The sequence below is a fragment of the Agromyces sp. NPDC004153 genome (genome assembly GCF_053603635.1).
In genome coordinates, this window is record NZ_JBSGFY010000001.1 from 2595864 (window position 1) to 2614850 (window position 18987).

The 18987-nt window shown below is 72.2% G+C and carries 22 protein-coding genes; 9 read left to right on the plus strand and 13 right to left on the minus strand.

Annotated features, from left to right (window positions below):
• Nucleotides 1-16 precede the first annotated feature (16 nt).
• On the minus strand, nt 17-1375 hold the full coding sequence (locus tag ACWEOH_RS12240) for an NAD(P)-binding domain-containing protein (RefSeq protein WP_452031275.1): 1359 nt from the start codon (nt 1373-1375) through the stop codon (nt 17-19).
• 91 nt (nt 1376-1466) lie between these two features.
• Here ACWEOH_RS12240 and ACWEOH_RS12245 point away from each other — a divergent pair, with 91 nt between their 5' ends.
• The 3 genes from ACWEOH_RS12245 (at nt 1467) to ACWEOH_RS12255 (ending at nt 3540) form a co-directional block, all read left to right on the plus strand.
• The gene (locus tag ACWEOH_RS12245; RefSeq protein WP_452031277.1) at nt 1467-1829 is read left to right on the plus strand and encodes a metalloregulator ArsR/SmtB family transcription factor; all 363 of its coding nucleotides are present in this window, start codon (nt 1467-1469) and stop codon (nt 1827-1829) included.
• Nucleotides 1826-3004, plus strand: coding sequence for an MFS transporter (locus tag ACWEOH_RS12250; RefSeq protein ID WP_452031279.1), 1179 nt, complete (start codon nt 1826-1828; stop codon nt 3002-3004). Before ACWEOH_RS12245 ends, ACWEOH_RS12250 begins: the two co-directional genes overlap by 4 nt.
• 98 nt (nt 3005-3102) lie before the next feature.
• Nucleotides 3103-3540: a hypothetical protein gene (locus tag ACWEOH_RS12255; RefSeq protein ID WP_452031281.1), complete on the plus strand. Its 438-nt coding sequence runs from the start codon at nt 3103-3105 to the stop codon at nt 3538-3540.
• 27 nt (nt 3541-3567) lie between these two features.
• On the opposite strand, the gene ACWEOH_RS12260 is transcribed toward ACWEOH_RS12255, so the two are convergent.
• From ACWEOH_RS12260 to ACWEOH_RS12275, 4 genes are all read right to left on the minus strand, one after another.
• A complete protein-coding gene (locus ACWEOH_RS12260) occupies nt 3568-4032 on the minus strand; it encodes a YdeI/OmpD-associated family protein (protein ID WP_452031283.1) in 465 nt (154 codons plus the stop codon).
• Nucleotides 4033-4108: 76 nt separating this feature from the next.
• Nucleotides 4109-5404 carry a hypothetical protein gene (locus tag ACWEOH_RS12265; RefSeq protein ID WP_452031285.1) on the minus strand — a complete coding sequence of 432 codons (1296 nt, stop codon included), beginning with the start codon at nt 5402-5404 and terminating at the stop codon, nt 4109-4111.
• A 46-nt stretch (nt 5405-5450) separates the two neighbouring features.
• Entirely contained in the window at nt 5451-6521 is a 1071-nt protein-coding gene (locus tag ACWEOH_RS12270) for a DNA polymerase IV (protein ID WP_452031286.1), read from the minus strand.
• A 4-nt stretch (nt 6522-6525) separates the two neighbouring features.
• Entirely contained in the window at nt 6526-7887 is a 1362-nt protein-coding gene (locus tag ACWEOH_RS12275; RefSeq protein ID WP_452031287.1) for an FG-GAP-like repeat-containing protein, read from the minus strand.
• 266 nt (nt 7888-8153) lie between these two features.
• Here ACWEOH_RS12275 and ACWEOH_RS12280 point away from each other — a divergent pair, with 266 nt between their 5' ends.
• From ACWEOH_RS12280 to ACWEOH_RS12295, 4 genes are all read left to right on the plus strand, one after another.
• The gene (locus ACWEOH_RS12280) at nt 8154-9146 is read left to right on the plus strand and encodes an FG-GAP-like repeat-containing protein (RefSeq protein ID WP_452031288.1); all 993 of its coding nucleotides are present in this window, start codon (nt 8154-8156) and stop codon (nt 9144-9146) included.
• Nucleotides 9147-9254: 108 nt separating this feature from the next.
• Complete coding sequence (locus tag ACWEOH_RS12285) at nt 9255-9524, plus strand: GlsB/YeaQ/YmgE family stress response membrane protein (RefSeq protein WP_452031289.1); 270 nt, start codon at nt 9255-9257, stop codon at nt 9522-9524.
• Nucleotides 9525-9659: 135 nt separating this feature from the next.
• Nucleotides 9660-9950: a DUF6412 domain-containing protein gene (locus ACWEOH_RS12290; RefSeq protein WP_452031291.1), complete on the plus strand. Its 291-nt coding sequence runs from the start codon at nt 9660-9662 to the stop codon at nt 9948-9950.
• A gap of 103 nt (nt 9951-10053) precedes the next feature.
• Entirely contained in the window at nt 10054-10881 is an 828-nt protein-coding gene (locus tag ACWEOH_RS12295; protein ID WP_452031293.1) for a YidC/Oxa1 family membrane protein insertase, read from the plus strand.
• A 40-nt stretch (nt 10882-10921) separates the two neighbouring features.
• Here the strand turns inward: ACWEOH_RS12295 and ACWEOH_RS12300 are convergent, their stop codons facing one another.
• Entirely contained in the window at nt 10922-11659 is a 738-nt protein-coding gene (locus ACWEOH_RS12300; protein WP_452031295.1) for a glutamine amidotransferase, read from the minus strand.
• On the minus strand, nt 11656-12375 hold the full coding sequence (locus ACWEOH_RS12305; RefSeq protein WP_452031296.1) for a LysR family transcriptional regulator substrate-binding protein: 720 nt from the start codon (nt 12373-12375) through the stop codon (nt 11656-11658). Before ACWEOH_RS12305 ends, ACWEOH_RS12300 begins: the two co-directional genes overlap by 4 nt.
• Nucleotides 12376-12522: 147 nt before the next feature.
• Here ACWEOH_RS12305 and ACWEOH_RS12310 point away from each other — a divergent pair, with 147 nt between their 5' ends.
• A complete protein-coding gene (locus ACWEOH_RS12310) occupies nt 12523-12921 on the plus strand; it encodes a DUF5997 family protein (RefSeq protein WP_452031931.1) in 399 nt (132 codons plus the stop codon).
• Here ACWEOH_RS12310 and ACWEOH_RS12315 read toward each other — a convergent pair.
• Nucleotides 12918-13550: an alpha/beta hydrolase gene (locus ACWEOH_RS12315; RefSeq protein WP_452031298.1), complete on the minus strand. Its 633-nt coding sequence runs from the start codon at nt 13548-13550 to the stop codon at nt 12918-12920. The two genes, ACWEOH_RS12310 and ACWEOH_RS12315, sit on opposite strands and share 4 nt — an antisense overlap.
• A gap of 52 nt (nt 13551-13602) precedes the next feature.
• Between ACWEOH_RS12315 and ACWEOH_RS12320 the strand changes: the two genes are divergently transcribed.
• Nucleotides 13603-14184, plus strand: a complete 582-nt coding sequence (locus ACWEOH_RS12320) for an NUDIX hydrolase family protein (RefSeq protein ID WP_148733738.1) — start codon at nt 13603-13605, stop codon at nt 14182-14184.
• A gap of 25 nt (nt 14185-14209) precedes the next feature.
• On the opposite strand, the gene ACWEOH_RS12325 is transcribed toward ACWEOH_RS12320, so the two are convergent.
• The 5 genes from ACWEOH_RS12325 to ACWEOH_RS12345 all read right to left on the minus strand — a co-directional run bounded on the left by ACWEOH_RS12325 (nt 14210) and on the right by ACWEOH_RS12345 (nt 18934).
• Nucleotides 14210-15166 (minus strand): nucleoside hydrolase, encoded by a 957-nt coding sequence (locus ACWEOH_RS12325; RefSeq protein ID WP_452031300.1) that lies wholly within the window; start codon nt 15164-15166, stop codon nt 14210-14212.
• Between the two features lie 44 nt (nt 15167-15210).
• Complete coding sequence (locus ACWEOH_RS12330; RefSeq protein ID WP_148733741.1) at nt 15211-15714, minus strand: GNAT family N-acetyltransferase; 504 nt, start codon at nt 15712-15714, stop codon at nt 15211-15213.
• A 158-nt stretch (nt 15715-15872) separates the two neighbouring features.
• Complete coding sequence (locus tag ACWEOH_RS12335) at nt 15873-17453, minus strand: DEAD/DEAH box helicase (RefSeq protein WP_452031303.1); 1581 nt, start codon at nt 17451-17453, stop codon at nt 15873-15875.
• A gap of 264 nt (nt 17454-17717) precedes the next feature.
• Nucleotides 17718-18347 (minus strand): DUF1684 domain-containing protein, encoded by a 630-nt coding sequence (locus ACWEOH_RS12340; RefSeq protein WP_452031305.1) that lies wholly within the window; start codon nt 18345-18347, stop codon nt 17718-17720.
• Nucleotides 18344-18934 (minus strand): hypothetical protein, encoded by a 591-nt coding sequence (locus ACWEOH_RS12345; RefSeq protein WP_452031307.1) that lies wholly within the window; start codon nt 18932-18934, stop codon nt 18344-18346. Before ACWEOH_RS12345 ends, ACWEOH_RS12340 begins: the two co-directional genes overlap by 4 nt.
• Between the last annotated feature and the right edge of the window lie 53 nt (nt 18935-18987).

Genomic DNA, 18987 nt, shown 5'->3' on the forward strand with positions numbered 1-18987 from the left:
GAGGCCGCTCGCCGGCTCAGCTGCAGCAGCCCGATTGCGCCGTGCCCGCTACGGCGGTCTCGGTGCCGCAGGATGCCCCGTCGGCTGGGAGGCTGGTCGAGCACACGCCGGTCGCCGGCAGCTCGAGTGTGACGCGGCTGGCCGCGGCGACATCCCCGGCGATCCACGCCGTGATCGAGCGGACCTGCTCGTAGCCGGTGGCGAGCAGGAAGGTCGGAGCGCGTCCGTAGCTCTTCATGCCGGCGAGGAAGAAGTTCGGCTCGGGATGCTGCAGCTCAGCGAAGCCGTGCGGCTCGACCGTGCCGCACGTGTGGACGTTCGGGTCGATGAGCGGTGCGAGGCGCTTGGGCGCCTCGACGATGTCATCGAGTTCGAGGCGGATCTCACGGAGCATGTCGAGATTCGGCCGGAAGCCGGTGGCGTTCACGACGAGGTCGGTCTCGTGCTCGACGAGCTCGTCACCCCGCAGGCCGTAGAGGCGGACGCCGTCGTCGGTGCGAACCAGGCGGATGGTCTCGAACCGGTCGACGACGTCGATCCGGCCGGCGTGGACGAGCGCGTCGACTCGTCGGCCGATCGATGCGCGGGCGGCGAGGCCGTCGTCGTCGGACGTGGTGACACGGACCGCGCTCGCGTTGCGGATGAGCCACGTGACCCGCGTGCCCGGTTCCTGCTCCGCCAGCTCCGCCAGCGCGAGGATGGTGTTGGCAGCGGAGTGCCCGGCGCCCACCACGGTCGTGTGGTGCCCGGCGAAGCGCGCACGCTCCCGCCAGAGCACGTCGGGCAGCGCGTGGCTGACCCGATCCGCGACGTCGGGGAGGCCGAGGGGCTCGAGGCCGGAGGAGGCGAGGCTGTTCGGGTGGTCGTAGGTGCCCGAGGCGTCGATCACCGCTCGTGCGGTGATCTCCTCGACGCCGTCAGCGGTGCGGACCCGGAGGAGGAACGGCGTGGAGGACCGGCGCGCGGTGCGCGTGCGGTCCATGCCCTGACGCGTGATCGCGTCGACCGTGACGCCGGTGCGGATGCGGGATCCGATGGGCTCGAGTGCGGCGAGCGGTTCGAGGTACTGCTCCACGAGCTCTGCGCCGGTGGGGAGGCTCTCGGGCGCCGGCAACTCCCACCCGGTCGCTGCCAGCAGCTCACGTGAGGCCGGGTCGACGACGTGCTTCCACGGCGAGAACAGGCGCGTGTGGCCCCATTGACGGATGCTGCTGGCGATGTCGTCACCCGCTTCGAAGATCACGAAGTCGATGCCTCGTTGCACGAGGTTCGCCGCGGCGGCCAGGCCGATCGGGCCGGCGCCGACGATCGCGACGGGAAGGGCGTCGAGGCTGCGCTCGCGCAGGCTCGGGACGGTGAGGTCGACCAGGGTCATGATCGGGTAGCCTCCTATGGCATCGATGAACTTCGATATTGAGTGTCGTCAGTCCATCGATGTTTGTCAATATTCGGTTTAGGATGGCGTCATGACGACCACGCTGCTTCCGGTGATCCAGCCCGACCCCGAGGTGTGCTGCACGCCGCTCACGCGCGAGGCGATCGATGCCGAGCGCGCGGAAGACCTTGCTCGGAAGCTGAAGGCGTTGGCCGACCCGACCCGGCTGCGCCTCGTGTCGATCGTCGCGGCATCCGATGGCGAAGAAGCCTGCGTCTGCGACCTCATCGAGCCGGTCGGGCTGAGCCAGCCGACCGTGTCGCATCATCTGAAGATCCTCATGGAGGCCGGCTTCCTGAGCCGGAGCAAGCGGGGCACCTGGGCGTACTACAAGCTCGTGCCGGGCGCGCTCGGCCAGCTCTCACAGCTGCTCGACGTCACCGCGTCCCGGTGACCACCCTCTCGACCAGGCAGCACCGGCTCGGAGTCCGGCTCGGTGCGCTGTCGGTCGGGCAGGTCATCAGCTGGGGCATCCTCTACTACGCCCTGATCGTCGCCGGGCCCGCTATCGCGGATGAGACCGGCTGGACGCTCCCCGCGATCACGCTGGCCTTCTCCGCAGGGCTCATCGTCTCGGCGCTCTCGGGCATCCTCGTCGGCCGGTGGCTGGACCATCGCGGTCCCAGGCTCATCATGACCGCCGGTGCGCTCATCGGGGCCGTCGGCATGGTCGTCGTGAGCGCGGCGCCGAACCTCCTCGTCTTCGCGGCCGGCTGGCTCGTCTGCGGACTCGCCCAGTCGGCGGTGCTCTACCAGGCGGCGTTCACCGTGATCACCCGCCGTCACGGCGACGGGCGGCGCAGGGCGATGACGATCCTCACCCTCGCCGGCGGTCTGGCGTCGACGGTGTTCGCGCCGATCGTCGCAGGACTGCTGACCCAGCTCGACTGGCGTGCGACGTTCCTGGTGCTCGCGATCCTGCTCCTCGTGCTGACCGTGCCGTTGCACTGGTTCTTCCTCGAGCACGACTGGACGCCGCTGCCGCCGGCGCATCCCGACGAGCACGTCCATCACGTCGCATCCGTGGCTCGGACTCGGCGGTTCTGGGCGCTGGAGCTCTCGATGCTCTCGCTCGCGATCGCACTGTTCAGCGTGACGCTCGCCGTCATCCCGCTCTACATGGAGAAGGGCCTTTCGTACGAACTCGCGGCATGGGCGCTCGGCCTGCTCGGCGCCGGACAGGTCATCGGTCGATTGGTTTACGTGGTGTTGCCGCATCGCACCGCACCATGGGTGCCGCTGGCCATGACGTCGGGCCTCGCGGTCGTACTGCTTGGCCTGATGGCGCTTGTGCCCGGACCGCCATGGCTGCTCATCGCGATCGGGATGGCCGCGGGGGCTGTCCGAGGAGCGCAGACGCTCGTCCAGGGTTCAGCGGTCGCCGACCGCTGGGGAACGCGGAACTACGGGTCGATCAATGGCGTGTTCGCCGCCCCGATCACGGCGATCACCGCGCTCGGGCCGGCGCTTGGACCGGTCGTCGCGGCCGGGGTCGGGAGCTACGCGACCATGGCGCTCATCATGGCCGGCTTCGGTGCGATCGCACTCGTGTCGGCGCGATTCTCGTGAGCCGGGGCTTTCGTCGTCGGCGTCGCGGGACCTCCGCTGTCAACGGGGAGCGTGGTGATGCGTCGGCATCGTAGCGTTGAGAGGTCGAAAGGAGCACGATGCGACCTCACCCGCTCGGCCTCGTCGCGATCGTCGTGGCGTTCACGATGACGGCCTGTTCACCGGCGTACGACGCGGAGACGCGCGACGGCCTCCGCGAACACGTCGTCACCGTCAGCGAGGCGAGCGCCGCGGGGGATTGGCAGGCCGCCATCGATGAACTCGACGTGATGACCGCCGAACTCGCCACGGCGCGCGAGGACGGCCAGATTGACGACGATCGCTTCGAGGCGATCGTCGGAGCCATGGAACTCGTGCGCCTCGACCTGGAGGCCGCGATCGCCGCAGCCGCCGATGAGGCGGAGCGCCAGCGCCTCATCGAGGAGCAGGCGCGGCTGCAGCAGCAGATCGAAGAGCTCCAGAAGCAGGGCGACGACGACAAGGGCGAGAAGGGCAAGGGCGACAAGGAGGACACGGAGAAGGACGACGACCGGTGAACCGATGGGCTCGAGTCGGCGCCGCGCCTATTGCCGCTCCTTGCGCCCGTCCTGCAGGTTCCTGATCATCTCCGCGATGCGCACGGTCCGCTGCTCCGGGTTCCGCTTCGTCGAGTCGATCCACCGCAGCCAGGCGGTGCGGTAGAACTGCGCCAGCGAATCGAAGAACGCCGCGGCATCCGGAGCCTCATCGAGCGCCGCCGCCACGTCGGGTGCGAGGTCGGAACGCTGCGGTCCTTCGGGCTCGAGCACGACGTCGACCTCGGACCCATCGCGCAGGGGGAGGCGCGTCCACGCCGGTCCGAGCGTGATGGTGGGTCCGTCGTCGTGCTTCTCGATGTTGCCGCGCATCGAGCAACCGGCGATCGATCCGCGCACCGGGTGACGTGGTTTCACGCCCCACACCTCGTCGGGGTCGAACGGGATCGCCACGATCGTGCGCCCGCGCCGGTCGATCACCAGCGCGGTGTGGAAGCGCTGCTGCGTGCCCATGGTCGTAGCCTGCCACGCCGCATGCCGCACGAGAACGGGGCGAGGACGAGCGGTGGCCAAGCGGCCGGCGACCGCATCACCAGTGGAACCCGCCCCAGTGGTGTCCGTGGTGGTGGTCGAGCAGGTGGCCGGCCTTGGTCTCCGAGATGCGTTCCCCCGGGGCTCTGCGCGCATGGAAGAGCGCATAGCCCGACAGGATGAGCAGGCCCCAGGTCGGGGCCACGGAATCCAGGTGGGCGAGCGTGCCGAACAGGAGACCGACGCCGGTGGCGGTGACGCCCAGAACGACCTGGCAGAAGACGACCACCTCGATGTCGTCGTCCTGTCCGAGGTTGAGGTACATCCACGTCGACCGCGTGCTCGAGGTCGCCGCCCCACCGGCCGCGGCGAGCGTGATGACGACGCCGCTCAGGATGGGCAGGGCCACCTGGGCGCCGCCGTACTCCGTGATGAGCGCGATGACTCCGGCGGTAACGCCCAGCGCCGCGGCCGTCAGCAGGAGGCCCCGGATCGTCGCCCGATGCCGGCTCAGGGTCCAGAGCGCCGTGAAGAGCAGGCTCCCGACCGCGGTGAGCGCCACGATCTGGTGCAGGGCCTCCGATTCCTGGCCGTGCAGGGTCGCGCCGTGCACGCTGTAGAAGCTCGTTCCGAGTGAGATCGAGATGAACAGGATCTGCGTGATCAGGAACTCCCGGACCCACGGGTACCGGCGGTCGGGCCGGGCGCGCAACGCCGTGAGGATGCCGACCGGTCGGTGGCGGACGGCCGGACCGGATGCCGTCGGACGGATCGGCAGCAGGGCGAGGGCGGCGACGACCATCGCCGTGACGCCGATCCACAGGAGCGTCACGTGGGCGTCCTTGCCCCTCGGGTCGAGGAAGAGCAGGCCCATGACGACCGTGATCGCCAGCGTGAGGATGGAGCCGCCGGTGCTCTGCACGACGCTGATGGCCGACTTCTGCGACGGTGCGAGCGAGGAGGACATCACCTCCACCACGGCGATCGACGCCACGCCCGCGAGAACCCCGAGCACCGCGGCGACGATCCAGAGGGTGTTCAGCCACACCTCGTCGACCAGGGCGATCGCGATGCCCGTGATCGCGAACACGGTCGCGATGAGGATCAGGATCAGCGCGAGCGACCTCGAGACGGATCGCAGCCCCAGCACGCGCGGCGCCAGGATCACCCCGAGCAGGTTGGCGGCCGTGTAGGTGGGGAAGATCAGCGCGGCGGCGAAGGCGCTTCCGCCGAAGGCGACGCAGATGAACGGGAGCACGACGGCCACCGCAGTGAGCTGGTTCGCGACCGCGAAGCTCACGCTCTCCGTGGCCGCGGCGACGAAGTTCCGCCGAGTGGATGGCGCGATCACCACAGCACCACGGTACAAGCGACGGGTCGCGCACGGGGTGCCAGTGCGCTCACCACCCGCCGCGTGTCGGCATGTGTCCCTCCCGCGCGTCGTCGGGCATCGCCATCTCGGCGCGCAGCCCGAGGAGCCGGATCGGCCGGTCGGGTTCGATGCGGTCCGACGCCAGCTGCAGCACCCGCGCGAGCACGTCGTCGCGATCGAAGGACGAGGGAACGCGACGCTGGTACGTCTTCGTGACGAACGGGGCGTACCGCACCTTGAGCGTGAGGCCGATCACCGGCCGGCCCTCGGCGGCGACGTCGTCGAGCACGCGAGCTGCGAGCTCGCGCAGGGCGGCCTCCACCTCCGCCGGGTCCGCCAGGTCCTGCTGGTAGGTGGTCTCGCGGCTGTGCCCGCGGGCGACCCAGGGCGTGTCGTCAACCTCGCGCGCCCCCTCGCCGCGCCCGAGCAGCGCGTACCACGGGCCCATGCGCGGCCCGAACTCCTCGATCATGGGCGCCGGCCGCGCCGCGGCGAGCTCCGCCACGGTGGTGATCCCGAGCTTCGCGAGCCGCTGCGAGATGCGCGAGCCGACGCCCCACAGGTCGATCGTCGGCCTGTCGCCCATCACCTCGAGCCAGTTGTCGACGGTGAGCCGGAACACGCCGCGCGGCTTGCCGAAGCCCGTGGCCACCTTGGCGCGCACGAGGGTGTCGCCGATGCCGACCGTGCAGTGCAGCCGCGTCCGCTCGAGCACGTCCTGCTGCAGTCGCCGTGCGTACGCCTCGGGGTCGTCGGTCTCCACGCCAACGAAGGCCTCGTCCCAGCCGAGCACCTGCACCGTCGCTCCGGGTTGCGCGCGCAGCGTCGACATCACGGCCTCGGATGCCGCGAGGTAGTGCTCCGCGTCGACGGGCAGGATCACGGCATCGGGTGCCTTCCGCGCGGCGAGGCGCAGCGGCATCCCCGAGCCGACGCCGAACTCTCGTGCCTCGTAGGAGGCGGTCGAGACGACGGCCCGCTCGGTGGGATCGCCGCGTCCCCCGACGATCACGGGCTTGCCGGCGAGCTCGGGATGGCGCAGCACCTCGACCGCCGCGATGAACTGGTCGAGGTCGACGTGCAGCACCCACGGGTGCACGCGCCTACCACCACTCCGAGCCGATGACCTCGCCCTGCCCGGTCGCCCAGCCGCCCGCCCGGTCGCCCCGGTACATGAGCATCACGCCGTCGGCCCGGACGGCGAGCAGGTCGACCGCGGCATCGCCGCTGAAGTCGCCGGGTCCCGTGATGACGATGAACTGGTCCCACGAGGTGCCGACCACCCGGCCGTTGGAGTCCGACCATCCGCTCGTGCCGTTCCCCGGGTAGAGGCGGAGTGCGCCGCCGTCCACCGCGAGCACGTCGACCTTGCCGTCGCCGGTGAAGTCCCCGGGGGCGAGGACCTTCGAGAACCGGCCCCACCCGGAGCCGATCGGGGTTCCCGATCCGGTGAGCCAGCCCCCGGCGCCGTTGCCCGCGTACAGGAGCATGACGCCGTCGGGTCGGATCGCGATCACGTCGACGTTCCCGTCGCCGGTGAAGTCGCCCGGGGCGATCACGAATCGGAAGATGTTCCACGACGACCCGATCTGCCGGCCGCTCCCGGTCGCCCAGCCGCCCGCTCCGTTGCCGTCGTAGAGGCGCATGATGCCGTCGGTGCCGAGCCCGATGAGGTCCGACCGGTCGTCCCCGCCGAAGTCGCCGGGCGCGAGCACCAGGGAGAAGGCGTTCCATCCGCTGCCGATCAGGCTTCCCGACGGCTTCCACGATCCCCGCCCGTCTCCGCCGAGGAGGTAGAGGAGGCCGTCGCTGGTGACGCGGAAGACGTCGGCGAATCCGTCGCCGTCGAAGTCGGGACTGCCGATGGCCACCCTGGAGAGCACGCCGTCGGTCGACCGGGTCGGCTCCGACGGCAGGCGCAGGATCCCGGTCGCCGGCAGGGCGAGGTGGATGTGGTTGCACGCGTCCTCGATGCGACTCGTGATGTACTCGAACGCGACGTTGCTTCCGCACTGGGACTGGCCCGCCAGCGTCCCGCGCGGCACGAAGGAGTCGAGGTACCGCAGGAACGGCAGGGACTCCGATCCGCCGCGCAGCACGGTTCCGCCCACACGCACGAAGTCGATGGCGCGCGCCGGGTCTGCGCAGTGCGGCGAGATGTACGTCGTCGGGCAGGGCGGGTCCTGTGAGACACCGGGGCAGGACCGGGCCAGGTCGCTGATCACCAGCGATCCGAAGTGCTCCATGATCTGCACGAGCACCTGGAAGACGCGGACATCGATCCGGCACCCCGCCGCGGGAGTCTCACCCCGCGCGACCGGCGCGATGAGCACGTCGACGACGCCCCACGAGATCGAGTCGAAGCGGCCCGCGGCACGACCGTCGAGCAGGGCCTGCGCGAGCACGCGCGGATCGTCGGGGATCGCCTCGGCCCGGTCCGCCGGCGCAGGAACCACGGTCGTCACGAGGACGAGGGTGCCCAGCACGAGGGCGATGACCCACCGAAACGGCCTCGCCCGCCTGGGCACGGACCTCCCGTGCACCGGCGACCCGCTCACGCCATCCCCCCTTGCCGCGCGAACGTGCGCAGCCCCATCGACGACGCTAGGGGCAGATGACGACGCGGGCCGGAAGACCGCGCCGTGATCGGCGTAACCCGCTCAGTGGGTTGGACGCCGGGTGGGTCGAAAAGGGGACCCCCCGAACGGGGTATTGCGGGACAATGGAAGCCATGGACCCTTCCGCTCGCACGTCGCGAACCAGGCCGGCCGCACGAGGCGTACGCCGAGCGAGATCCGTCGGTCCCGGCGCCGGCCTCGCCGTCGGCCTCGCGGCGGCCCTGGTCCTCCAGCCCTCCCTCGTCGATGCGGCATCCGCGAGCGAGGGCGCTCGCGGCGAGCAGCTCGCGTCGGTGGCGACCGCACAGGCATCGACGGCGGCCGACGGGGGTCCCTCCCTCCGCGCCACCGGGACACGGGACTTCGACGGCGATCGCATCGGCGACGTCTTCCGCGTCACCGAGGACGGCGTGCTGCTGCTCTACCGAGGCGATGCGCGGGGCGGCTGGGTGAGTGGGGCGGGCACCGTCGTCGGCAGCGGCTGGAACGTGTTCGCCGGGATCGTCGCCCCGGGGGACTTCGACGGCGACGGCAACGCCGACCTCATCGGCGTCGGTGGCGGCGGCGCGCTGCGCCTCTACGCCGGCGATGGTCAAGCCGGCTGGCTCGACGGCGTCGGCGCGGACCCGCGCGGACCGGGCGAACCGCAGCGCGCGTTGCTGGCCCCGGGCGATTTCTCGGGCGACGGGATCGCGGATCTCATCGGCGTGGGTGCCGACGGGATCCTGCGGCTCTTCGCCGGCGATGGTGCCGGCGGCGTCAGCGTCGGGGTCCCGATCGGCTCCGGCTGGGATCCGTTCCTGCACGTGTTCACGGCGGGCGACTTCACCGGGGACACCAGGCCCGACGTCCTGGCCGTCACGCCCGAGGGTGCGTTCATGATCTACCCCGGTGACGGGCGCGGCGGGTGGCTCAACGAGTTCGGCTTCGCGCGCGGATCCGGGTGGGACATGTTCGCCGTGCTCACGAGCCCTGGCGACTTCACCGCCGACACGAAGCCCGACGTCCTCGGCGTGACCCCCGACGGCGCGATGCTCCTGTATCGCGGCAACGGCGTGGGCGCGTGGATCACGGGCGTCGGCGAGCTCATCGGGACCGAGTGGTGAGCCGCGGCGCCCGTCGGAGCTAGCGCGTCCGCCACCCCGTCGGCAAGGGGTTGCTCGCCGGGCGACGACGTGGAATCGTGCGGATCACCCCGATTCGAAGGAGCGCACATGAGTTTCCTCGCATTTCTCGTCCTCGGCCTCATCGCCGGCGCGATCGCCAAGCTGATCCTGCCCGGCAAGCAGGGCGGAGGCTGGTTCATCACCCTGCTGCTCGGGGTCGTCGGCGCACTGCTCGGCGGCTGGCTCGGCAGCCTGATCCTCAACCGTCCGCTGACGGAGTTCTGGGACCTGGGCACGTGGCTGCTCGCCATCGGCGGCTCGATCATCGTGCTGCTGATCTGGGGGCTCATCACGCGCAACCGCACCCGCACCACCTGAGCGGGCGAAGCCGATCCGAGCGGATGACGCGACCGCGCGTCATCCGCTCGATCGCGTTCGAGAGGCGTTCCAGCCGGGAGTGCCGGCGCAGCCGCGAGTGCTAGCGTGAGGCGAGACGCGCGAGAGGAGGCCGAGGTGGAGCTGCTCGTCATGCTGCTGCGCCAGGTGCAGTCCTCGCTCGACATCGCCGTCGCCTCGAACCCGCAGGTCACCGTGATCCTGCTGGGTGTGCTCGGTGCGGCGGCCGTGGTCCTCGTGGCCGCGGCGTGGAGCTCGGTGCCCGCGCTCGTCGCCGCCGACCAGAGCGGCGCCGCCACGCGACTTCGGCAGACGGCCGATCCCGGCACGCTGCTCGCGCAGAGCGACCCCGACGCGGCAGGGCGGCCGCGACCCAGGGCGCCCGGACGCGGCATCCCGGCCGCATAACCGCACCGACCATCGACGACCCTGCTCGGCAGGGTGCACGGTCGACCCCCGCTGTTCCGCGGCCAGACGGATCCCGCATCCCTCCGACCGTTTGGAACACCTCATGGACCTCTACGCCTTCCCGCCCATCGCCGCCGTGCTCGACGGCGCCCACGCACTGCTCATGGGCCTCGGCGACCTGCTCCAGCCGCTCGTCGGCGTCTCGAGCGCTGCAGCGGCGATCGTGCTCGTCACCCTCCTCGTGCGCGCCGCGCTCATCCCCGTCGGCGTCTCGCAGGCGAAGGCCGAGCGCACGCGCGCACGCCTCGCGCCGAAGCTCGCCGAACTGCGCCGGAAGCACGGCAGCGACCCCGAACGCCTCCAGCGCGAGACGATGGCGCTGTACTCCGACGAGGGCGCCTCGCCGTTCGCCGGCTGCCTGCCGATGCTCGTGCAGGCGCCGATCGTCGGCGTCATCTACGCGCTCTTCATCCTGCCGACCATCGCCGGTCACCCGAACGCGCTGCTCGACCACACCCTGTTCGGAGTGCCGCTTGGATCGAGCCTGGCGGGCGAGCTCGCCGCCGGCACCCTCGCGCCCGGGACGCTCGCCGTCTACGCCTCGGTGGTCGTCGCCATCGCGCTCGTCGGCGAGGTGACGCGGCGCGTCTTCCGACCGCAGCTGCCGGATGCCGCGACGACGGCTACCGCGACCTCCTCGGCCGGTGGCTCCGACACTGCTTCGAGAAACGCATCAGTGTCGGAGCCGCTCGCCGCCCTCTCGTCGGCCGGCATGCAACGCGCGCTCGGACTGCTGCAGTTCATCACGGCGGTGATCGCGGTGTTCGTGCCGCTCGCGGCCGCGTTGTACCTCCTCGTCACGGTGGCGTGGACGCTCGGCCAGCGGGTGGTGCTTCGCCGGGCGTATCCGCCGATGCCGCTGGCGGCCTGACGGCCCGTTGCCCGGGGCGTTCGCGCCTCGGGCGTCGGCGTCAGGCCTCGGCGTCGGCGAGCTCGACGAACCGCCGCAGCATCCGTCGCGGCTCGGTGACGGATGCCGCCGCCACGCGCGTGCTGAACTCCTCGAGCGCATCGGCCGCGAAGTAGCCGTGGTGACGGTACACGTGGCCGCGGGCGATGAAGTCGTCGGCCGTGACCTCGGGATGGAACTGCGTCGCGTAGACGCGGTCGCCGACCCGGTAGACCTGCGCCGGGCACGCCGCCGACGAGGCCAGCAGCACCGCCTCGGCGGGCAGCGCATCGGCGGCCTCCTTGTGCCCGCCGAACGCATGGAACCGCAGCGGGAGCACACCCACCAGCGGATCCGCGACGCCCTCGGCAGTCAGCGTGATCTCGATCGCGGCGGCGGGCTCGGCGTACCGCGTTCCCAATGTGCCGCCGATCACGCGCGTCAGCACCCCGATGCCGTAGCAGGTGTAGAGCACCGGGAAGTCGTGTGCGATGGCGGCCTCGGCGAGGCGGGCGAGGCCGTCCTCCAGGCGTCGCTGCGTCGCGGACTTCTCGTGCTCGGGCGTGATCACGTTGTACGGACTGCCGCCCACGACGATTCCTGCGACGTGGTCGAGGGGTGACTCGTCGAGCGGCTCGCGGTCGAGCCGCACGTGCACGAGGCGCTCGGGCTCGAGGCCCATGGCGAGGCGCATCGACTCGTACTCCGGGGCGGCCGCCTCCGACTCCGGACGGGCGCCGAGGAAGAGGAACGGCTTCATCGCCCGCGACCGCCGCGCTTGCGTGCGGTGCGACCCGAGCGGGCGGATGCCGCGCGCCCGGTGCCGCGACCCTTCCCGCCCGCCGTGCCGGCGCCGCCCTTCGCCGAGCCCTTGGCGGAGCCCTGGCCGGCCGCCGGCTTGGACGTGCCGGACGACGTGCCGGTCGCGTGGTCGTCGCCGGCGTCGCCGCGCGAGCTCCGCGTCGTGCGGCCGCGCACGACCCCGACGAACTCCTGGATGTCGGCGTCGTCGCGCTCGACGCGCCAGACGAGCGCGATGCGCGTCGGCGCGGCATCCGTCACCGGCACCGCCGTGACGTCGCGGCGGTGATGCAGCCGGGCGAGGCTGTGCGGCAGGATCGCGTAGCCCGTGCCCGCGGCGACGAGCTCGACGGTCATGGCCGGGTCGGGCTGGGCGGGCGCGGCGGGCTCGCCCTCGAGGTCGGCGAGCGTGAGGGCCGCGGCGTCGGCGAGCGGGTGGTCCTTCGGGAGCACGGCGACGGCGACCTCCTCCCAGAGCGGGATGCGGTGCAGGCCCTCGGCGTCGACGGGCAGCCGCACGAAGGCGAGGTCGGCGTCGCCGGAGAGGACCTCCGCAAGCTGCTCGGGCTGCTCGACGCGCACGGCCTCGAGGGGCAGGTCGGGGCGGCGCTCGGCCCAGGCGCGCAGCCACTTCGCGGGGCTCACCCCGGCGACGTAGCGGAGCCTCAGCGTCACAGCGCCCCCGTCCGATGTCCGACCCCTGCGGCCTGCCCACAGCCTAGCCACTCGGGTGCGCACGGCAGCCGCCGGGCGTCACACGACGAGCGGCGGGCGGATGCCGCGGAACGGGGCTACGGTGGCAGGGTGAGCCAGTCCCAGTCGATGAAACCCGAGACCGCCGCGAAGAAGCTCGGCATCCTCCTCGAGGCCGCCCCCGCGGACTTCCGCGAGGGCGTCGTGACGCGGGACGAGCTGAACGCGCTGCAGGCGGATCCGCCCGAGTGGCTGCAGGTGCTGCGCCGCGAGGGGCCGCACCCGCGCAGCGTCGTGGCCGCGAAGCTCGGGGTCTCGAACTCCGGACTCGCGCGCGGCGGGGTCACCGAGGCGCTCACGACCGCCGAGATCAAGGACCTGCTCGCCGCGCCGCCGCCCTGGCTCGTGCAGGAGCGCGCGACGCAGGCGGGCGTGCGCGCCGAGAAGCGCCGCGTCGCTGACCGCGACGTCGAGCGCGCTGCGAAGCGTGCCGAGGCGGGCGGCGGCGGAGGCGGCGCGGGCGTCTAGCTCGCGTACTGCGCGCGCAGGAACGCGGTCACGTCGGCGAGCTCCCGCTCGGAGACGGAATGGCCGAGGCCCTCGTAGATGCGCGCGTCGAGGTCGGCGTGCTCGGGCAGCCACTCCTGGGTGCGGGCGACGGATGCCGCGGGGATGACCTCGTCGTCGGTGCCGCGACCCCAGAAGACGGGCGGCGCGAGCTGCGACATCCGCTCGTCGCCATCGCGTACGCCGGGCAGCGCGAAACCGGAGAGGCTGACCGCGAACGCGAACCGGTCGGGTGCGCGGCGGAGCAGTTCGAGCGCGATCGCAGCGCCCTGCGAGAAGCCGAGGAGCCCGACCGACGCGGTGTCGGGCGCGACGCGATCGAGCCAGTCGATGATCGCCGTCGTCGCCTGGTCGGCGTTGTCGAGCGCCTGCGCTTCGCCCTGCGCGAGCAGCGGGAACCACGCGTAGCCGTAGCCGGCGTCGATCGGCGCCCGCAGCGACGCGATCGCCGGAGCGAGCGGGAGGTACGGGGCGAGTCCGAAGAGGTCGCCCTCGTGGGAGTTGAAGCCGTGCAGGAGCACCAGGAGCGGGCGCCCGGCCCGGTCGGCCGACGATGCCGACCAGAGCACCGCCTCGTCGTCGATCCGCATCAGGGCATCGTACCCCGGGCCGCCGAGCCGACCGTGAGGCAGAATCGAAGGCATGAGCGTGCGCACACCCGATCCGGACTGGAACCCCGGCGACGAGCCCGTCGTCCGTCCGCCCGCGAATCCGGGCTGGCTCAGCGATCTCGAGCTCGCCGAGGTGCGCGGCCGGCTCCCGCTGCTCTACGTCGAGGCGGTGCCCGTGCGGGTCGACGGGCTCGGGCAGGTCACCGAGGTCGGCATGCTGCTGCGGGCGAACGCGGTCGGCGAGATGACCCGCACCCTCGTCTCAGGACGCGTGATGTACGGCGAGACCATCCGCGACGCGCTGTTCCGGCACCTCGAGAAGGACCTGGGGCCCATGGCGTTCCCGCTGCTGCCCGCGAGTCCGGTGCCGTTCACGGTCGCCGAGTACTTCCCGCTGCCCGGCCTCACGCCGTTCACCGACGAACGACAGCACGCCGTGTCGCTCGCGTTCGTCGTGCCCGTCACGGGCACGTGCGAGCCGCGCCAGGACGCGCTCGAGGTCACGTGGATGACGCCGGTCGAGGCGGCATCCGAGGCGATCGCGGCCGAGATGGAGGGCGGCCGCGGAGTGCTGCTGCGCCAGGCGCTCGCCTCGGTGGGCGCGCTGCGCTGAGTCGCGCGGCGTCGGAGGGGCCCGCCTACCCCGAGAGCCCGAGCGTGTCGAGGAACAGCCGCGCGATGCGCTCGGCGTCGACGCCGAGCGCGACCTCGACCTGCGTCCACTCGCCGGCCAGGCCGTGCACCATGTCCTCGCCCGCGAAGGCGCGGCGGTCGACGAGCGTCTGCCCGCGACCGTAGCCCGCGAGCTCCACGCGCACCGGTCGCACCTCGGTGCGGATCGCCAGCGGATCGACGATCGAGCAGACCGCGCCGGCATCGCCGATGAGGCCGGTGTACTCGGCGCGCTCGTCCTCGGAGAGGGCGACGCGGTTGCCGATCAGCGCTCCGACCACCCGGCCGAGCCGGTCGTCGCCGTGCTCGAGCGCGATCGCCGTGTCGTGGTCGACGGCGACGCGGTTGAACACGTCGAGCCCGTACATGTAGGCCGGCACGCCCGAGTCGAGCACGATCGCCGCGGCCTCGGGGTCGTGCCACACGTTGAACTCGGCCACCGCGGTCGCGTTGCCGACGCTCGCCGATCCGCCCATGAACACGATGCGCTCGAGGTTGCCGGCGACCTCGGGGTACGTGCGCAGCAGCAGCGCGAGGTTGGTCTGCGGTGCGAGCGCCACGAGCGTCACCGGTCGGTCGTGCTCGAGGATGAGCCGGCGCAGGAGCTCGACCGCGGCGACGGGCTCGGGCTGCCGCGTGGTCGCCGGCAGCGCGATGCCGCCGAGTCCGTCGGCCCCGTGCACGTGGCGGGCCTCGCGCGGCGCCTCGAGGAGGGGTCGCGGGGCGCCGGCGGCCACTGGCACGTCGGGCGCGCCGACGGCGTCGAGCACGCGCAGCGTGTTGTCGACGACCTGCGCGAGCGGCGCGTTCCCGGCCACGCACGAGATGCCGAGCAGGTCGAGGCCCGGATGCCGCACCGCGAACATGATGGCCAGGGCGTCGTCGACGCCCGTGTCGACGTCGAGGATGACGGGAACGCTCATCGGATCACCGTAGCGCGGCCGCGGCATCCGCTGCCGTCATGCGTTCACCGGACGAAGCGGACCTCGTGGATCTCCTCGCCGAGGAACGGCACGACCTGCTCGCCGCCGTCGAGCGCGTACCCGTTGCGCTGGTAGAACCGGTGCGCACGCGGGTTGTCGGACGCCACCCAGAGGTAGGAGGGGTCGGTGCCGACGGCGGCATCGAAGAGCTTCTGGCCGATGCCGGTGCCGTGGTAGGCGTCGAGCAGGTAGATGAAGTAGAGCTCGCGCTCGCGCGGGGCGTCCTCGTCGCGGGCCGGGCCCGAGCCGACGAAGCCGACGATCTCGCCGTCGACGAGTGCGGCGAACTGCTGGTACTCCTCGCCGCGCTCGGCGTAGTGGTTCCACAGCTCGGCCATGCGCCGAGGGGAGAGCTTCTCGAAAGCGGCTGCGCTGATGAGGTGGTCGTACGTCTCGTGCCAGCAGATGGCGTGGACGCGCCCCAGGGCCTCGACGTCGGAATCGCGGATGGGACGGACGACGACTTCGGCAACAACATCGGTGCTCATGCCGAAAGGCTAAGCCAGCGCGCGCGCGACGCGAAATCGAGCGTCACGCAGCCGGTGGTCGAGTAGGGCCGGCGCAGCCGACCCGTATCGAGACCCATCGGTGCGTCTCGATACGCGTCCGGCTGCGCCGGGCGCTCCTCGACGAGCGGGGAGGGGGCTCAGCCCTGCGCGCGGCGGTTGGTGCGCTGGTTGCGGTTCGGCGAGACGAGGCTGCCGACGCGCAGCGGCTGCTTCGCAGTCGAGCGACCGGATGCCCCGCGCTGCGCGCCCGACGTCTGCGCGCCGCGGCTCTGGCCGGCGCCCTGCTTGGGGGCGTGCGCCTTCACCTCGGCCGGACGGCCTGAGCGGTCACGGCGCGGCGTCGCGGGCGCGACATCCGAGCTGCCCTGACCGCGACCGCGGCCGCGGCTGCGACGGCCCTCGCCGGCCGGGCGCTGCGCACCGGCACCGCCGGCGGCGAGCTCGTCGCGACGGGCACGCTTGCGCTGTGCGTTCGCGCCCTGCGAGCGGCCGCCTCCGCCGTTCCCCGAGCCCGTCGAAGGACGCGGCGCGGGCTTCACGTAGGGGGCGACCTCGCCGACGAGCGCCGTCACCGACGCCGACTCGGCGGTTACCCGCTCGGGCGTCACGGTGATGGCGGCCTTGCGGAGCAGGGTCTTGAGGTCCTGCTTCTGGCCGGGCAGGCAGATCGTCACGACGTCGCCCTCGCTGCCGGCACGCGCGGTGCGGCCCGAGCGGTGCAGGTACGCCTTGTGCTCCATGGGCGGGTCGACGTGGATCACGAGCTCGACGTTGTCGACGTGCACGCCGCGCGCCGCGACATCCGTCGCGACCATGACCTTGACCGAGCCGTCGCCGAACGCGGCGAGGTTGCGGTCGCGCTGCGGCTGCGACAGGTTGCCGTGCAGGTCGACGGCGGGGATGCCCTGCTCGGTGAGCTTCTTGGCGAGCTTCTTCGCGTGGTGCTTGGTGCGCATGAAGAGGATGCGGCGGCCGGTGCCCGACGCGAGCGTGCGCACGAGCTCGTTCTTCGCATCGACGTCGTCGATCTCGAAGACGTGGTGGGTCATCTGGGCGACGGGGGAGTTCGCCTCGTCGACCGAGTGCAGCACCTCGTTCTGCAGGTAGCGCTTCACGAGCTTGTCCACGCCGTTGTCGAGCGTGGCCGAGAAGAGCAGGCGCTGCCCGCCGCGGGGCGTCTTGTCGAGGATGCGCGTGACGACCGGCAGGAAGCCGAGGTCGGCCATGTGGTCGGCCTCGTCGAGCACCGTGATCTCCACGGCGTCGAGCGTGATGAAGCCCTGCTGCATGAGGTCCTCGAGGCGGCCCGGCGTAGCCACGACGATGTCGACGCCGGCACGCAGCGCGTCGACCTGGCGCTTCTGGTTGATGCCGCCGTAGATCGTGGTGGCCTTCAGGTCGTACGCGGCGGCGAGCGGCTCGAAGGTCGCGGTGATCTGCGTCGCGAGCTCGCGGGTCGGTGCGAGCACGAGGGCGAGCGGACGGCCCGGGCGGCGTCCGCCGCCCGCGAGGGAGGTGCCGAGGCGCGCGGCGATGGGCAGCGCGAAGGCGAGGGTCTTGCCCGAGCCGGTCTTGCCGCGGCCGAGCACGTCGCGTCCGGCGAGCGTGTCGGGCAGGGTGTCGACCTGGATCGGGAACGGGGAGGTCTTGCCGTCGGCGGCGAGGGCCGCGACGAGCGGAGCGGGCACGCCGAGCGTGCTGAAGCTGATGTCGGTCACTGGTGCCTTTCGGGGGCAGAGCGCACCGCAGGTCGGATCGACGCGCAGCTGCGCATCGGGACCCGGCGGTGGGAAGTGGCGAAGGCGCCGGTCGGCGCATCCGTTCGCCGTATGAGAGTCATCGGGCGCCCTCTCGAGGAGGCCCTGCCCGGAAGCGTTTCTACGACGCAGGCGGCGCGTTCGTCGCGCTCGCCGTCGACCACCATAGCGGATGCCGCAGGGCGATCGCTGTGAACGCGCGCGGTCGCGGTCGCGTCAGCCGGCTCAGCGCGGCATCCGCTCGCCCACCGGGATCTCGTCGCGCAGGGTGTTGCCCGGCTGCGCGAGCGGGCACGACCACGACGGGTCGTAGGCGCACGAGGGGTTGTAGGCGAAGTTGAAGTCGATGACGAGCGTGTCGTCGCCGGCGCCCGGACCGAGGTCGGCGCCCTTGACCGTGTCGAGCAGGTAGCGCCCGCCGCCGTACGTGCCGCCCGGGAGGCCCGCGAGGCCGTCCTTCACGGGCAGGAACAGGCCGCCGCCGTAGCCCGTGAGCCGCCACACGTCGAGCGAGCCCAGGTAGGGGAGGCGCACCGTGCCCACGAGCGAGAACGGGATCTTGCCGTCGGTGGCGCTGTCGACGACGATGCGCACGGGCTCCTCCGAGCGGTGCACCTCGAGCTCGAACCGCCAGTCGGGGTCGTAGCGCGCGATGCGCAGGCCCGTGAAGTTCGAGCGGTCGTCGGGCAGCAGCGGCGACTGCGGATGTCCGGCGAACAGCTCGTCGCGCCCCGACTTCCACAGCTCGTGGCCCGACGCGGGGTCGTGCACGCTGAGCTGGCGCACGCCGGCGTAGAGGCCGAAGACCCGTCGTCGCCAGTCCGCGAGCTGCAGCGACCCGATCGAGGTGTTCACGCGGCGGCTCCGGCGGTGACGGATGCCGCGCCGGACGCCCCGGCGGTGGCTGCGCTCGCCGTCGCGTCGCCCGCTGCGCCGGCGGCGGCCGCGGCATCCGCCGTGCCGGGCGGGTCGAACGACCACGTCGGCGCGAGCTGCCGGAGCCGCATGCCGCGCCACTGCCAGAACGCCCACGTCGGATACCAGGCGACCACGTCGAGCGCGCCCGCCCGTGCGAGCAGCTGGTCGCGGTAGAGCGTGCGCCCGTCGGGCAGGGCGGAGACCGCCATGCGGTGGTCCCATCGGTCGAAGACGGCGAGCGGGCCGGTGAGGGCGCCGCCGCCGTCGCGCAGCATCCGAACGCCCGCCGGCAGCCCGCCCGGGTAGCTCACGTCGACGAGCTCCTCGCCCGCCGGGAAGCGCCGGAACGCGAGCGCCAGCATGCGGTGCTGTCCCTCGGGCCACGTGGTCGGCAGGCCCTCCTGCTCGAGCGACGAGAAGTCGAGCCAGGGGGCGACGACCTCGCGCAGCACGGCCGGGCTCCGCAGCGCGCGCCACGCGGCATCCGGCGTGCAGTCGAGCGTGAGTTTGAGGAGCACCCGCATGTCCAGAGAGTAGGCCGAGCGGATGCCACTGCCAAGGATCCCCGCCGGATTCA